Raw genomic sequence first — 16,433 nt, 5'->3', positions numbered from 1 at the left:
GATATTTCATATCCTGGTGATATCGTAGGTTTACACGATACAGGTAACTTTAAAATTGGTGATACGTTAACTGAAGGTGAAATTATGAATTTCAAAGGAATTCCAAGTTTCTCTCCAGAGCATTTTAGATACATCAATAACGCTGACCCATTAAAATCGAAACAATTAGAAAAAGGTGTTGACCAGTTAATGGACGAAGGTGTGGCGCAGTTGTTTACCTTAGAAATGAACGGAAGAAAAGTCATTGGAACCGTAGGAGCGCTTCAATACGAAGTTATTCAATATCGTTTAGAGCATGAATATGGTGCAAAATGTACGTATGAAAACTTCCCTGCTTTTAAAGCTTGTTGGGTAAAACCTCAAGACCCTAAGAATACTGAGTTTGCTGAATTTAAACGCGTTAAACAAAAATTTTTAGGTCACGATAAATATGGGCAATTGGTCTTTTTAGCGGATAGTGATTTCTCTATCCAAATGACCCAACAAAAATATCCAACAGTAGAATTATTTTTCACTTCGGATTTTCAAAAAAGATAAATTATTAGTATAATTGCACTTTATTTAAATAAAGCCCCCCAAATTTAAAAATATGAAATCAAACCTACTAAAACTGTATGCTACACTTATGATGGCTTTTGTAAGCTTCTTAAGTTATGCGGATCCAATTGATCCACCGGCGGATGAAGATCCACCTTCTGCTCCAATTAACACCAAATTAATTTGGTTAGCCGTAGCAGGAATTGTCTTTGTTTACTTCTATTTTAGAAAACAAGCTAAGACTACAAGTCAAAATTAAAATCATAAACAAAAAAGCCATTTCAAATGAAATGGCTTTTTTGTTTTATTTGTAAATAAAACTTTAATATAGTATTGTTATTAAAAAGTACAGTTAAAAATCAAAATGAATTATTACTAAAGCTTTGATATTTAATGTTTCCTAAAATTAAAATGTCTTCTTTAACGTTTTGCGGCTTGTGGCAGTAGCGGATAAATATAACTAAACTGTGTTGGTTAATAACTAACCTTTTCAAGTACAAAAGCGACTTTCAGTTTTATCTGAAAGCCGCTATTGCTACAAACTGCGGTTGTAGGCTGTATTTTAATCTCTTATAATTTTGAAATTAATTTCTTTAATGTTATCAACTTTAGTTATTTTTATATTTAAACAATTATTCTTTTTAATTGATTTTTTAATTTTCTTCATTAAGGATTTTGAAACATAATAAAATGATTTTTCATTTTCAATAATAATTTTATAAATTTTATTTGATTTTAGTTCAAGATTAGCTACCAATTTTCCATTTGATAGTTTATTATAAAGTATTTCATCAATTATAACAGACTTAATTTCTTCACATGTATAATCTTTATTGCTTTGTGAAAAAATATTGCTTGAAATTAAGAGAAGAATAAATGTTGCTAGTTTTTTCATATTAATTTGCTTTAATAAATATTACATTTCCATTTGGGTTAAATTCATAATATCCCCCTAGGTAAATTTCTTCAAATAAAAGACCTAGTTCTAAATTTTCATTATCTTGCATTGTACCATCAAAAGCAAAGTCGCTATAATGTACATATTCGTGAAGACAAACACTAAATGTAATTAAAGCATTTAGAAAACCAATTTGTTGATTTTGTTGGGGTGTTGGGTTTGGAATATTTGACAAAGCTTCTATTTGTTGAATTAAGTCAATATCTATATAAATTTTATTAGGTTCTAAAATATTAAATTTACCATAGTAAGGATTACCAGATAGGTCGAGTCCAAGTTGGGTAATATTTATTTCTGGACCATTACCCCAAGTTAAATCTTGTTTAATTGTAGAAATTGAAACACCAGTAAGTCTATTGATGGTATTTAACAATCGTTGGTCATTTTTAAGCAAGGGTATATATTCTTTAACTAATATTGTGAAATTTGGGTATAAAGTTGAATAATTACTACCCGCAGGATATTTAAATGATGGAAAAAAACTTAATAAATTTCCATTGATTTCTAGATCAATCAACTCCTTTACAAACTCAATAGCATCCTGATTATCCTTGTTAAGGAATAAATAATTGATGATATTATCAGCTGTTTCATAATCAGTTGTCAAAACAAAATCGCGAATATCAAAAACATTTTGAGTATTTACATTTAATAGGTTATTGTTTAGAAATGTATAATATGCCCAAAAATTTAATCTTTCGTTACCAATGCTTGATATATTTGAGCTATATGAATTTAATTGAAAATTGTAATAATTGTTTAATGCATTTGTTGCATATTGTGAGTTTCTGGTATTAACAATATTACCATTATTTCTAAAATAATCTACTAGATAAGAATATACCCATGTGTTGTTATTAGTAAGAGCTTTTATGTTTTGAGGCAATGAGTTAAAATATTGTGAAACTTGCCCAGCAAGAATAAATTCTGCGTTGTTTGGGTCTTCATCTCCATTATAAATGTTTGGAATAAAAATACCTGCACCATTATAATTACCGCCACCATTAGAACCATTGTCGTAGTTTCCATTGTTTGGGTCACCACCATAATTGCCGCCATCTCCACCACCTCCAGAATCAAAGCCACAATCTTCAGCGATTGTAATAAAAACTTCTTTTGTGGCTCTTGTACCATCTGCATTAAGACATTCAGGGTGTTCTGAAATATCAACTTCACCCTCACACGCATCAACTGTATCCCAATAACCAACTGTAATACAAGAGTATCTGCTAAAAGATTGTGTTGTATTTTGATAAAGTGAAGTTTCTGTTGATGTTAAAGAATTTTGCAAAGAATCATCATTTGAGTAAAATTGTTCAACGGAAGTGTTTAAGTTGTATTTTACTAATAATACTTCTTGCTCTTGATTAGGATAGTTTTCAACAATTATGTTTTCAATATAATTAATTCCAATGGAATCGTTTTCTACTTTAAAAGTGAAAGATGAGTAACCGTCATCTTTTACAAGATAATTTATGTTGGTTGTATCTACAGTTTTTCCATACAATTCAGATGTTCTGGCTTGTATGTTTAAATTTTTATTGATTTTATTTTCAATAAATTGAGCAGTTTTAGCATTTATTTTTTTTACTTCATGAAAATTTACAGTTTTAAATTTAAAATCTTTATTTTGTTGAATAGCATCTTCGTATAAATCTTTTTCACAAGAAGAATTAAACAATAATAAAGTAATTAATGTAAAAGTGGTTAGAATTTTCATTTTTTGTTTCATATAACGTTGTTTAAAGTTAGTAATTCTGCGTTTAGTTGAGTAAATATAGCCTACATCTAATAAATAACATAAAGTCTATGCTATTTTAAAGGCGCAATTTAAAACGGGGAAACAAAACTATTGCTGTAGTTTTTCTGCACATTTTGTTAAAATTTCAAATAAAAAACCCAAACTCTTTCGAATTTGGGTTACAAATATTATTTACAATATTTTTATCTATTTCTCTTCTGCTCTCTTGCTAACAAGGTATTTTTCAACAACATTGCAATTGTCATGGGACCAACTCCACCTGGCACTGGCGTAATGTAAGATGCTTTTTTAGATACGTTTTCGTAATCTACGTCACCAACAATTCTGTATCCTTTTTCAGTAGTTTCGTCTTCTACTCTAGTAATTCCAACGTCGATTACTACTACATCATCTTTTACCATTTCTGCTTTTAGGAAATTTGGAACACCTAATGCTGAAATAATAATATCGGCTTGTGAAGTAATCTGATTGATATTTTTAGAATGACTGTGCGTAACCGTTACTGTTGAATTTCCAGGAAATCCTTTTCTTCCCATTAAAATTCCCATAGGACGACCTACGATATGACTTCTACCAATAACTACAGTGTGTTTACCATCTGTTGGTACATTATATCTTTCTAATAATTCTAAAATTCCAAAAGGTGTAGCTGGAATAAAAGTAGACATATCTAAAGCCATTTTTCCAAAGTTTTCTGGATGGAAACCATCTACATCTTTACTTGGATCAATTGCTTCAATGATTTTTTGCGTATCGATTTGTTTTGGTAAAGGCAACTGAACAATGAATCCATCAATATCATCATTTTCGTTCAATTCTTTGATTTTTTTCAAAAGCTCTGTTTCAGAAGTCGTACTTGGCATTTTAATCAAAGTCGATTCAAATCCTACTCGCTCGCACGATTTTACTTTACTTCCTACATAGGTTAAACTCGCTCCGTCATTCCCAACGATAATGGCTGCTAAATGAGGTACTTTTTCACCTTTGGCTTTCATTTGCGCTACCTCAGCCGCGATCTCATTTTTAATATCTTCCGATACTTTTTTTCCGTCTAATAATTGCATTTGTTTTTTGTTTCAGGTTTAAAGTTTCAGGTTTAAAGTTGTGTGTTACCTAAAACTGATAGTTAGTATATTTAAAAAAATTAAGGTTTAAAACTTTCATAACTTGAAACTTTAAACCTTAAACTTGTTTATCTCATGCCTTTCATTCCGCCCATGGCTTTCATCAGGTTTTTACCTGCACCACCTTGCATCATTTTCATCATTTTGCTCATTTGGTCGAATTGTTTCATCAATTGGTTGACTTGCTCAATTTTTGTTCCCGAACCTTTAGCAATTCTAGTTTTACGTTTTACATCAATTAATGACGGTTTGCTTCTTTCAGCTGGTGTCATCGATTGGATGATAGCCTCAATATGTTTGAACGCATCGTCTTCAATTTCAACATCTTTTAACGCTTTTCCAGCACCAGGAATCATTCCAACAAGGTCTTTCATGTTCCCCATTTTCTTGATTTGTTGAATTTGCGCTAAGAAATCATCAAAACCAAATTCGTTTTTAGCGATTTTCTTTTGTAATTTTCTTGCTTCTTCTTCGTCGTATTGCTCTTGTGCTCTTTCTACTAAGGAAACCACGTCTCCCATTCCCAAGATTCTATCCGCCATACGATTTGGATAAAACACATCTATAGCTTCCATTTTTTCACCAGTACCGATGAATTTAATTGGTTTATTCACTACCGATTTAATCGAAATTGCTGCTCCACCACGTGTATCACCATCTAACTTCGTTAAAATAACTCCGTCAAAATTCAATCTGTCGTTGAAAGCTTTTGCAGTGTTTACGGCATCTTGTCCAGTCATCGCATCCACCACAAATAACGTTTCTTGTGGTTGAATTGCTTTGTGAACATTTGCAATTTCGTTCATCATTTCCTCATCCACAGCCAAACGACCAGCGGTATCGATGATGACTACGTTGAAACCATTCGCTTTTGCATGCTTGATAGCATTTTGTGCAATTTCAACTGGATTTTTATTTTCTGGTTCTGAATAAACTTCAACTCCAATTTGTCCACCTACTACGTGCAACTGATTAATTGCTGCAGGACGATAGATATCACAAGCAACCAATAAAGGTTTTTTGTTCTTTTTAGTTTTTAGAAAGTTGGCTAATTTTCCGGAAAAAGTAGTTTTACCAGAACCTTGTAAACCCGACATTAAAATCACAGAAGGATTTCCTGAAAGATTTACTCCAGCGGCATCACCACCCATTAATTCAGTTAATTCGTCTTTAACGATTTTAATCATTAACTGACCTGGTTGTAAAGTAGTTAATACGTTTTCACCAATTGCTTTTTCTTTTACTCTTGTGGTAAAATCTTTAGCAATTTTAAAATTTACGTCGGCATCTAATAAAGCTCTACGAACTTCTTTAAGAGTATCAGCAACGTTAACATCGGTAATTTTACCGTGTCCTTTTAATATATGAAACGCTTTATCTAACTTATCGCTTAAATTATCAAACATGATTCTGATTTTGTTTAATGAAGTGCAAAGATAAGATAAAGTTGTAAAGTCGCAAAGTAGTATTTAGAGATTGTATAAAATAGTTTACGTGTTGAAATTGAATATACGACAAGTTCATAATTGTAACAAAATAGCTACTGTTTAGACCTATTTTAATAAAAATTAAAATTATGATTTTAACAACAACCAATTCTATTGATGGTTTTACAATTGCTGAGTACAAGGGTATTGTTTCGGGAACCGCTGTAAATATTCAAAAAATGAAGATGACTTTTAACATGCAAAAATATTATGCTGGAATAGGCGAAAGTGTTTCAGAAGTCAAAGACCAAGCTTTTGAGCAATTAAAAGTTAACGCAGAAAAATTAAATGCAAATGCTATTGTAGGAATACAAGTTGATGTTGAACTTACTACAAGTAATTATGTAGCTGTAAGTGTTACTGGAACAGCCGTTAGTGTAATTAAAAGATAGTCTTATATTGTTAAAAACTAAAAAAGGGGTGTACTTTTAAATACTTCTACTTTTAGGTCAAAATAGTTTACAGTAATTAAGGCTTTTCTATTGTAGGGTTGTCGTTCTTATCTAATCTATGATTATTAAACATTTCTATTGAAGCTTTTAAAAAACCTATTAAACCAATGGCAAGTGCGATGATTCCAAATGATAAATCTTTGAATTGTTGCTTTTCAGAAAACAAAAACAAACCTAAACCTAAAAGCAATATTGAAAAAGTAAAAGAGGCTATAAAAAATATTGTTCTTTTTCCTTTCTTTGGATTTTGCCATATTTTTAATGAAAATTTATTTTGAGTTTTGGTAGTGTCTTGAAGTGTAGAAAAACTGATTCCAAGTCCCATAAAAATTAAAAGACTATTCAAATCAGCAAACATTTTATCTTGATTTTCCATCCCTGCCTCAAAAATGTAAGTATAAGGTTTAATTGCAAAATACATTGCAAACAACATCATAGGATATTGCAAATAGCTGATTTTTTGAAAAAATTTCATAACTTATTATTCTTTTTGAACAAAGACAAAACTAATATAAATTAACTAAGAAAAAGTACTTTTAAATAAAAAAACCAGCTATAAAAGCTGGTTTTATTTTTAATTTTTAACATTAATCTTTTTCTAATGTTAGATAATCAATACTACCATCACCACCGCTTACGTGTTTTAATTCTATTTTAGTAGCGGTTTTTGAAATCACATTCCAATCTTCACTGATTTCTTCAAATGGACCATCAATAGCAGTAAACATCATATCTAGTTTAGTATAACCACTATCGGTGTAAGTACTCCAATCACCCGATTGAGTTGTTACACCATTAGTTGCTGATAAAGATCCATCTGCATCAAAAGTAAAACTATACCCTGAATAATTACTTGTTTGCACTACATCATCTTCTTTAAACAAAGTCACAACCCATTGTCCGTCTGTTACAGTTGAAGTAATTTCTGTTGGATTTGATACTTGAGTAGAAGTATCATCATCATCACTACACATTGATGCCACATTTAGCACAAATAGCAACGATAAAATTGAGATTAATTTAAGTTTTTTCATAATTTTTTGTTTAGTTTAGTAACGCTAAATTATAAAAAATAGTATTTTATTAATCTTTAACACCCAATTTTGTTAAAATATCTTCCATTAAACACCATTTGGTAATGGATGATTGCAATAAATTGGCACCAACGAATGCAGTAAACCAATACCAATTTGGACTTACATAATGAGCCAAAAGTAAACTTAACAAGATAAAACTTCCGGCTACTGCTCTAATAATTCTGTTTTTCATACTATTATTTATTTTAAACCAAGTCGGTTAATTATTTAATTATTTTTCTCCCATTTTTTACGTTCCGTGATATAATAAATCAATGGCACTACAATCAATGTTAGTAATGTTGAAACAATTGCACCTGCAACTAACGAAATGGCTAATCCTTGGAAAATTGGGTCAAACAAAATGATAGAGGCTCCAATTACTACCGCTCCAGTCGTTAATAAAATTGGGGTGGTTCTAACAGCTCCAGCTTCAATAATAGCTTGTTTCATTGGAATTCCATCATTCAAACGGATTTCGATAAAGTCAATCAACAAGACCGAATTTCGCACCATAACTCCCGCTAAGGCAATCATTCCAATGAATGAAGTAGCTGTAAAGAAAGCACCTAAAACCCAGTGACCTAATACAATTCCAACTAACGAAAGTGGAATCGCAACCATCATTACTAAAGGTGTTTTGAAGTTTTGGAACCAACCTACAATCAACATGTAAATCACGATAATTACGACTAAGAACGCTGCACCTAAATCACGGAACACTTCTAAAGTAATTTGCCATTCTCCATCCCATTTTACAGTGAAATCACTTTCATCTGATGGTGAACCGATATACAATTCGTTTACTTTATATCCTTTTGGCAATTGCATTTTTTCTAACTTCTCATTCATTCCCAAAATCGCATACACTGGACTTTCCAAAGCTCCCGCCATATCAGCTAAAACATAAACTACTCGTTTTTGATCTTTTCTGTAAATCGTATTTTGTAAGGTGTCGGTTGTAACTTTTACCAAATCACTCACCGGAACCACATTACCACGACTTCCTTTGATTTTCAAATTTTGAATATCTTGCATCGAAGTTTTGTCTTTATCTTCTAATGAAAGTGTAATTCCTACAGGATTATTCGAACGTTCATCATACAAGTTTGAAACAGGCATTTCTCTTAACAAATAAGTCAAATTACCGACGACTTGCTGTGGAGCAATTCCATTCAACATTGCTTTTTCTCTATCCACCTCTAATTTATATTCTACTTGAGGTGCTTCTACCATCCAATCGGTATCTACCACATCAGAAGTAGTTTCTAAAATGTTTTTTACTTGATTCGCAACTTTGATTTGCTCTTCATAATTTGGTCCGTAAACCTCAGCTACTAATGTTGATAAAACGGGTGGACCAGGTGGAACTTCTACAATTTTTACATTCGCACCATATTTTTTAGCAATTTTTTGCACTTCTGGACGCACAACTTTTGCGATATCGTGACTTTGTAAATCGCGATCTTCTTTGTGTAATAAATTCACTTGAATATCCGCCATATTGCTTCCTCCACGCATATCATAATGACGTACCAAACCATTAAAGGTTATTGGAGCCGAAGCGCCAATATAATTTTGATAATCCACTACTTCAGGAACCGTTGAAAGATATTGCGCAATCTCTTTAGTAACCGCGGCCGTTCTTTCTAAAGTAGTTCCTTCTGGCATATCGATTACCACTTGGAATTCGTTTTTGTTATCAAAAGGCAACATTTTTACCGCTACCGATTTCGTAAAAAACATCAAAACCGAACCGATTAACAAAACACCTGTAATCAAAAACATTAAGTTACGTTTTTTAGAATTGTCTAAAAGTGGTTGCTCAATTTTTTTATAGATTTTATAAATCCAAGATGTTTCTAAACCTTGTTCTTCTTTGTGTTCTTGCTCGTCTTTTTCATGTAATAAATGATAACCTAAGTAAGGAGTTACAGTCAAAGCTACAAACAACGATAATATCATCGCAATCGAAGCTCCAATTGGCATCGGACTCATATAAGGCCCCATCATACCGGATACGAAAGCCATTGGCAAAATTGCTGCAATTACGGTAAATGTTGCTAAAATCGTTGGGTTACCTACTTCGTTAATCGCATAAATCGCCGCTTGTTTGAACGGCAGTCGCTTCATTTTGAAATGACGGTGCATGTTTTCGGCAATAATAATACTATCATCTACTACAATACCTACTACGAACACTAGGGCAAAAAGGGTAATTCGGTTTAAGGTATAGCCTAATAAATAGTAACTAAATAAAGTCAAAGCAAAAGTTAACGGAACTGAGAAAAACACTACTAATCCGCCTCTCCAACCCATGGCTAACATTACCAAAACCGTTACTGCAATGATGGCAACTCCTAAGTGTAATAACAACTCTCCTACTTTGTGCGAAGCTGTTTCTCCATAGTTTCTGGAAACTTCAACATGCACATCGGCAGGAATTACATTTTTCTTTAAAGCTTCCACTCGTTCCAGAATTTTCTCTGAAATTTTCATCGCATCAGCACCTTTAACTTTCGCTATCGAAATGGTTACAGCTGGATATTCTGAATTGTGTTTTGCAAATTTTTCATTCGCTTTTCCGTAACCAAAAGAAACATAATTCTTTGGTGTTTGTGGTCCGTCTTGAATAGTTGCTACCTGTTTTAAGTAAACGGGCATGTTATTATTAACACCCACTACTAAATTTTCTACGTCTTCCGAAGTGGCTAAAAACTTACCTGTTGTTACTAAATACTCCGTATCGTTTTGTACAAAACTTCCTGATTGTGAACTTCCATTGTTGGCTTGAATCATTTGCATAATGCTTAACGCATCTACTCCGCTTTCAGCCATTTTATCTTTGTCTAAAACTACTTTAAGTTCACGTGTTCTTCCACCAATTTCTTTCGTAATCGCAACGTCTTTTACTTTTTCAACTTCTGAAGTAACTTCTTCTGCGATTTGACGCAATTGGAAATCATCATATTTTTCACTCCAAAGCGTTAATCCCAACATCGGAACATCGTCAATCGAACGTGTCTTTACTATAGGTTGCATTACTCCTTCTGGAAACATTGTGCGGTTTTTCATCAATTCGTCGTATAATTTTACATACGAATCTTCGCTGTTTTCACCCACATAAAATTGCACCACCATCATCGAATAACCATTCATCGCCATACTATGAATGTGTTCCACTCCTTTTATGTTGCCAATGATTTTCTCCAATGGTTTTACCACTCTATTTTCTATCTCAGACGGACTTGCGCCTGGATACATGACCATAACATCGGCCATAGGAACGTTAATTTGCGGTTCTTCTTCCCTTGGAATTAAGAACGAACTATATGTACCAATAATCATCAACGCAACCATCAATAAAATGGTTAGTTTAGAGTTGATAAAGAAATTGGCTATTTTACCTGATATACCTTCTTGCATTTTTTTAAGTTTAAATGTTTATGCGTTTAAAAGTTTAAAAGACAATGCTTAAAACTTAAAACTGCGACTGATTACTGAACACTAACCTTAGCTCCGTTAAATAATTTCCCTTCTGCTGAAACGATATATTGTTCATCTGATGATAATCCAGATAATACTTCTACTTGATTTCCGAATGTTTTTCCGATTCGCAACCATCTTAGAATAGCAACATTACCGCTACCTACTGTGTAAATTCCAGTTAATTGTCCTTGTTTTACTAAAGCACTTTCTGGAACTAGAACTATATCAGATTTTACAGTAGTTGTTTCTTTTTTAGCCGTTGGAAATTGCACATTTACGAACATTCCTGATAAAATTTCTTTATCCATTTTGTCCAATGTTACTTTTACCAAATATTGTCCTCCTGTATTTTTTGCAGATAAACTCACTTCAGAAACTTTTCCAGCTACTTCTTTGTTTAATGATTTCACATTGATTTTAACTGGCATTCCGTTTTTTACATTGGAAATATCACTTTCTGAAACCATTGCCGTTACTTGCAATCTTGAAGCACCTTCGATACTTACTAAAGGCATTCCTGGGTTTGCCATATCCCCTTCTTTTACGAAAGTATTGGTAACCGTTCCTGAAAATGGAGTGGTGATATTCGAATAAGAAAATTGTGCCATCACTTCATTACGCATTTGTTTTGCTGCTTCTAAACCCGCTTTTGCCATTTCGTAGCGAGCCGTCATATCGTCTAGTTCTTTTTGAGAGGCCGATTGTTGGGCAAACAAATTCACGAAACGATCATAATCTTTTTTCGCATTGTTAAAACCTGCGGTCGCTTGTGTGATTGAAGCATCAACTTGTGCTTTTTTTGCTTGTAAATCGGTGTTGTTGATGCTTACCAAAAGCTGTCCAGCCGAAACATTTTGTCCCACTTTTACATTGACTTTGGTTACATAACCCATCATTCTAGTACTCAAATTGGCACTGTTTTCCGATTCTATTTTTCCACTTGCTGTTACATACGGACTATTAGAGTTTTCAGAATTTCCAGCCACTTTTACAGGAATTGCCGGTAAATCAGCTGCATTTTCTTTTTTATCACTTCCACAAGATGTTAAGATTAGTGATGAAATGGTTAATATTGTTAGTATCTTTTTCATGTTGTTATTTCGTTAAAAATTGTAAGTATTGTTTAGTAAAGTTGTATTCAAAAACGGCTTGCAAATGTTCTAATTCTTTTTGCGCCATTTGAGTTTCCGACAGTAATAAATCGGTTGTTTTCTCTAATCCTTGAGTAAATCTGTTTTGACGAATTCGAAACGCTTCTTGCGATTGTTCAAAAGCTAATTTGGATAAATTCACTTTGTTTTCGGCATCAAGTAATTGACGATTAGTTTTATTCAATTCTAACTGACTTTGTTTTTTGTATTGTTCGGTTTCAACCGTTGCTTTTTCAAAATCAGCTTTCGCTTTTTGAGTTTTTCCAATGTTTTTATATCCATCAAAAACATTCCAAGATAATTGCGCTCCTACTACATATCCTTTAGAAGAAGTTTGGAACACATGTTGGTCATACAATTCGTAACTTCCAAAAGCGTTTAATCTTGGTAAGAAGCCGAATTTAGAAGATTGAAACATTTTTTGATACGCTTCAGCCGATTTTTGCATCGCTTGAATATCCTTTCTGGAATCAGAAATTGTTGTATTGATACTTTCTATAGCAATTGAATTATTTAATGCTTCAGCGGGTTTATAGGTTTTCCCAGCCATATCTTCGTTTAATAAAAACGCTAAATAATCCGAAGCATTTTGTACATTGGATTTGGCATATTGTAATTGATTAGCGATTTCATTCACACGAACTTGCACGTTTAGCAAATCGGTTTTTTGCAACATTCCGTTTTTGAAATAGTTTTCTACCAATTTTAAATTGCCTTGTGCTGTTGTATTTGCTTTTTCTAAAACTTTTACTGCTTTATAAGCCAATTGCAATTGCATGTAGGCTTTTGAAACTTCCAATTCTAAATATTCTTTAGTACGTTCTGTTTGCAATTGAAATGCATCCATTTTAGCTCTTGCAGCTTGTCTTCCATACAAACCATCTAAGTTGACAAGTGGTTGTTGGACTTCTATTTTGGTGGCAAAATTCTGAGTTTTATCAGGATCATTTAACAATGCTGGATTAAAATCAGAAGCAGTTCAGATTTCTTGATTTAATTTCGAACCAAACGCCATCAAAGGATTAGTAGTAACTATTCCTGTATGCGAAACATTGATATTAGGTAAAAAAAGTGCATTCGATTGACGATAATCTGCTTTTGCAGACTGAAATGATTTTTCGGCCACTTTAATTTGTAGGTTATTTTCAGTGACTTTTTGTATCAAATCATTTTTTGAAATCGTCAAAGTATCTTGCGCAAGAGCAGAGATAGACACCAATCCAAGTACGATTATTAAATTGATTTTTTTCATAGTTAGTTTTATTCTTATTTTACGTTACAAATGTACGTTCGTAAAAAAAGGTAGTCGGTAACAAGAGTTACACAGCCCTGTGACAATTGTTACAAAAAGAAAGAGCGCCTATAAAAGGCGCTCTAACTAACCAATAAAACTAAAAACAATCATCATCTTCAAAAATGATTATTACTTTCTTGTTCCACCATGTCCACCTGCCACAATTTTTAAAATTCTAATGTTTAAATAAAAAAATTTGAATAATTGAATCAATGGATTTTGCATTTTGGAACGCTGTGCGTTTGATATTCTTTGTGTCATAATTTTAAAATTTATTCAGGAATTAACCACCAAAAAGGTTTCATTTTTGCTTTGTAAAGAAATGCGTAGTGCAAAGACAATTTCACCCAATGCCCTGCTAATCCAATATCTCCAAAGGTTTTTTTGATATCTCGCCCACCTGTATTTGGATATTTTTTATAATCAGGAACAATAGGATACGTTGTAATACTTACACCACTTCCTTGTGTCATTCCGTAACCCGCTGATGCGATACAAGCTGCGCCCATATTCCCCATAGAACCTTTGTGATGCAAGGATTCTTTTCCTGATTTAATGGAATCAATAATATTATCGGCAACTAATTTTGCTGTAATTCCAGAAGGCATTCCTGTTCTTGGTGGCGATGGGAAAATTTCGGTTCCGTTTTTACTTTTTCGTGGTTTTGAAATAGTATGAGGTGGTGCGAAAGCGATTCCAGGTGCGAAAATATTTTTATAGCTTGGATTTTGATATGTTTCTGGCCAATCTTGAACAGTCCATTCTTTGTAAGGTTTCGGTGTATAATCAGCATCAACTACCATGAAACCTCTGAATAATTTTTCGGTAATATTGTGTCCCTCTTTGTCGTAGGCTTGAAAACCATGTCCAGAGAAAGCAGGAATAAGCATTCCAAAATCAAAAGTTTCTGTTTTGTATTCCCCTTCTAAATTTTCATAGTGTACGATTCCGTCTTCTACTTTAGTTACACCTGCACCTAAAATCCATTTGATGCCACGATCTTCAAAAATCATTTCCACCATATCTTTTGATTTCATATTGAAACCGTTGTATTCCATCAACATACCATCCATTCCAAAATCACCCAATTCGTATTCATTTGAAATCCATGTAATTTCTGCTTTTTCACGAACACCAAATTTTTGCAATTCTTTTTCTACATTCAAAATATATTCGAATGCAGCGCCTTGACAAGTGGCTTTTGCATGACCAGTTCCAATTAAAATTTTCGCTTTTTTATCTGATTTTTTTAGTTGGTCTATAAGTTTATGAAGCGCTTCTGAAGCTTTTTCAGCATGATCATAAGTACAAACGGAATACACTTTATTAGTTTCAGGCACTAAGCCTTCCGTCATGTCAAATGCTAATTTTGGACCAGTAGCATTTATTAGATAATCGTAGGTCACTTTTTCTTGTTTCTCTAAATTATCACCAAAAACACCTTCTACTAAAATATAAGGTTTTGTTTCTGAACTATCACCTTCTGGATGAAATGAAATGGCTTTGGCTTGTTTGTATCCTATTCCTTTTCTTTTATATAGTGGTTCTAAAGGAAATATCACTTCCTTTGATTTCATTCTTCCTATTCCTACCCAAATATTGGATGGCACCCATTGGTAATTTCTATTAGGAGAAACTACTAACACTTCGTGCTCTTTGGATAGCTTTCTTCTTAAGTGAGCGGCTGCGGTATGACCCGAAATTCCTGCTCCTAAAACAACTATTTTTGACATTTTAATTAGTTTAATAATTCAAAATTAGTTGTTATGTATTTGTGCTACAGCAACATTTGTTACATAAAAAAACGCCCCGAAGTATCGAGGCGTTTTAAATTTATTTTGAATAAAACTATTCAGCTTTTTTCTCAGTAGCTTTTTTAGATGAACAACATCCTCCAGCTTTAGCATCTGTACCACAAGATTTTTTTTCTGCAGTAGAACAAGATTTTTCAGTTTTAGCTGTTTCTTTCTTTGCTTTTTTCTTTGGCTCTTGAGCGTTAACATTCATTGATAACATAAAAGCGGCTACAGCCATAATAGAAACTAATTTTTTCATTTTTTTGTATTTTTAAATTGTTATTTATTCTTTTTGTTTGAATTGTACTATCACAAATATATCGAAATTTAGAAATAGTACTCTTAAATTTTTATTAATTTAACATTTATTACTTTTTAATCACTTTCTGAGAAACGTAAAATTTATCATCAAAAATAAAAGTAATGATTGCCATTTTTGAGTTTACAAGTGAAATATCAAAACTCATGGTATTTTTTCCCACTTTAGTATCTTCAATTTCACCCTCTTCTACTATCTTACCTTCTAAACTTGTTAGCATATAGTTGAGTTTAGCAGTATATGGCAAATTAAATTCAATTCTAACCGTATCATTTGATGTTGGATTAGGTGAAACCGTAAACGAAAACGGATTTTTACCATCAATTTGAGGTGTGCTTAATAACGGGTTTTTCACTAATTTTACTTGGTAAACCGTTGGGTCAGCACTAGTCAAGTTGGTTTGATTATCCGTAAAAGCTGATGCAGAAGAGCTTTGAATTCCTCCAAATAAATATCCGATTACAAATTCATCCGCAGTAATATTAGACAATTGAATTACTTCATTTGAATAATGCGGTAAATTCTCATTCGGAATGAATTCGGCTCCAGCTCCTTTTAAATTTGGCATCTCAACAGGTAATTGATATTCGAGCAAACTTCCATCCGTAAAACGAGTAGTTCTACTTATGGTTTTCACGAATGGAACCGTATTATCTTGTAATAACGTGCCATTTTGATAGTAATATTGACTTATTCCACCAAAAAATAAATTATGCATTCTGTTATTGGTAGCGTCATACAAACATGCTTTTCCGCTGTGATAATTGCTCAAATATTGATTGAATTGTGTCTGAGGAAAATAACCTCCTGCTTTAATATCAACTGGATATAAAAACGGTAAATCAACCGCAATTTGGAATACTCCAGACGAAATCGTATAACCTAATTCACCATCGGGAAAAACTTGAGGCAACAAATTATAATCGCGACGGTGCAAATGAACTGCATCCACTATTTCTTCATAATTAGCATAACTCAAATTGCTTCC

General features: G+C 32.7%; 14 protein-coding genes and 3 pseudogenes. 3 read left to right on the top strand and 14 right to left on the bottom strand.

Features of this window, described 5'->3' with window-relative positions; translation table 11 throughout:
- Window positions 1-537 (top strand): annotated as a pseudogene (gene prfC / locus L6Q46_RS05940) (peptide chain release factor 3); the annotation flags it as partial.
- 52 nt (window positions 538-589) lie between these two features.
- On the top strand, window positions 590-796 hold the full coding sequence (locus L6Q46_RS05935) for a hypothetical protein (RefSeq protein WP_291283532.1): 207 nt from the start codon (window positions 590-592) through the stop codon (window positions 794-796).
- 303 nt (window positions 797-1,099) lie between these two features.
- Here L6Q46_RS05935 and L6Q46_RS05930 read toward each other — a convergent pair whose 3' ends face one another.
- From L6Q46_RS05930 to ffh, 4 genes are all read right to left on the bottom strand, one after another.
- Window positions 1,100-1,432 carry a hypothetical protein gene (locus tag L6Q46_RS05930; protein WP_291283531.1) on the bottom strand — a complete coding sequence of 111 codons (333 nt, stop codon included), beginning with the start codon at window positions 1,430-1,432 and terminating at the stop codon, window positions 1,100-1,102.
- 1 nt (window position 1,433) lies between these two features.
- The gene (locus L6Q46_RS05925; protein ID WP_291283530.1) at window positions 1,434-3,227 is read right to left on the bottom strand and encodes a hypothetical protein; all 1,794 of its coding nucleotides are present in this window, start codon (window positions 3,225-3,227) and stop codon (window positions 1,434-1,436) included.
- Window positions 3,228-3,439: 212 nt separating this feature from the next.
- Window positions 3,440-4,321 carry a tetrahydrofolate dehydrogenase/cyclohydrolase catalytic domain-containing protein gene (locus tag L6Q46_RS05920; RefSeq protein ID WP_291283529.1) on the bottom strand — a complete coding sequence of 294 codons (882 nt, stop codon included), beginning with the start codon at window positions 4,319-4,321 and terminating at the stop codon, window positions 3,440-3,442.
- Window positions 4,322-4,449: 128 nt separating this feature from the next.
- A complete protein-coding gene (gene ffh, locus L6Q46_RS05915; protein ID WP_026724554.1) occupies window positions 4,450-5,787 on the bottom strand; it encodes a signal recognition particle protein in 1,338 nt (445 codons plus the stop codon).
- Window positions 5,788-5,957: 170 nt separating this feature from the next.
- Between ffh and L6Q46_RS05910 the strand changes: the two genes are divergently transcribed.
- Window positions 5,958-6,260: a heavy metal-binding domain-containing protein gene (locus L6Q46_RS05910; RefSeq protein ID WP_291283528.1), complete on the top strand. Its 303-nt coding sequence runs from the start codon at window positions 5,958-5,960 to the stop codon at window positions 6,258-6,260.
- Window positions 6,261-6,336: 76 nt separating this feature from the next.
- On the opposite strand, the gene L6Q46_RS05905 is transcribed toward L6Q46_RS05910, so the two are convergent.
- The 10 genes and pseudogenes from L6Q46_RS05905 to L6Q46_RS05860 form a co-directional block, all read right to left on the bottom strand.
- On the bottom strand, window positions 6,337-6,795 hold the full coding sequence (locus L6Q46_RS05905; RefSeq protein WP_291283527.1) for a hypothetical protein: 459 nt from the start codon (window positions 6,793-6,795) through the stop codon (window positions 6,337-6,339).
- Window positions 6,796-6,907: 112 nt separating this feature from the next.
- The gene (locus L6Q46_RS05900) at window positions 6,908-7,354 is read right to left on the bottom strand and encodes a hypothetical protein (RefSeq protein WP_291283526.1); all 447 of its coding nucleotides are present in this window, start codon (window positions 7,352-7,354) and stop codon (window positions 6,908-6,910) included.
- Window positions 7,355-7,403: 49 nt separating this feature from the next.
- Window positions 7,404-7,601 (bottom strand): DUF2892 domain-containing protein, encoded by a 198-nt coding sequence (locus tag L6Q46_RS05895; protein ID WP_363315864.1) that lies wholly within the window; start codon window positions 7,599-7,601, stop codon window positions 7,404-7,406.
- 23 nt (window positions 7,602-7,624) lie between these two features.
- Entirely contained in the window at window positions 7,625-10,822 is a 3,198-nt protein-coding gene (locus tag L6Q46_RS05890) for an efflux RND transporter permease subunit (RefSeq protein WP_291283524.1), read from the bottom strand.
- 71 nt (window positions 10,823-10,893) lie between these two features.
- A complete protein-coding gene (locus L6Q46_RS05885; protein ID WP_291283523.1) occupies window positions 10,894-11,976 on the bottom strand; it encodes an efflux RND transporter periplasmic adaptor subunit in 1,083 nt (360 codons plus the stop codon).
- Window positions 11,977-11,980: 4 nt separating this feature from the next.
- A pseudogene (locus L6Q46_RS05880) lies at window positions 11,981-13,288 on the bottom strand (TolC family protein).
- A 171-nt stretch (window positions 13,289-13,459) separates the two neighbouring features.
- On the bottom strand, window positions 13,460-13,591 hold the full coding sequence (locus tag L6Q46_RS05875) for a hypothetical protein (RefSeq protein WP_255471468.1): 132 nt from the start codon (window positions 13,589-13,591) through the stop codon (window positions 13,460-13,462).
- A gap of 11 nt (window positions 13,592-13,602) precedes the next feature.
- Window positions 13,603-15,063 (bottom strand): FAD-dependent oxidoreductase, encoded by a 1,461-nt coding sequence (locus L6Q46_RS05870; RefSeq protein WP_291283522.1) that lies wholly within the window; start codon window positions 15,061-15,063, stop codon window positions 13,603-13,605.
- Between the two features lie 115 nt (window positions 15,064-15,178).
- Window positions 15,179-15,385 (bottom strand): hypothetical protein, encoded by a 207-nt coding sequence (locus tag L6Q46_RS05865; protein WP_291283521.1) that lies wholly within the window; start codon window positions 15,383-15,385, stop codon window positions 15,179-15,181.
- Window positions 15,386-15,494: 109 nt separating this feature from the next.
- Window positions 15,495-16,433: pseudogene (locus tag L6Q46_RS05860) on the bottom strand (hypothetical protein); the annotation flags it as partial.

The organism is Flavobacterium sp., from assembly GCF_023151265.1.
Classification (GTDB): domain Bacteria; phylum Bacteroidota; class Bacteroidia; order Flavobacteriales; family Flavobacteriaceae; genus Flavobacterium.
Note: the sequence above shows the minus strand (reverse complement) of the source record. Positions and strands in the feature narration are given on the sequence as shown.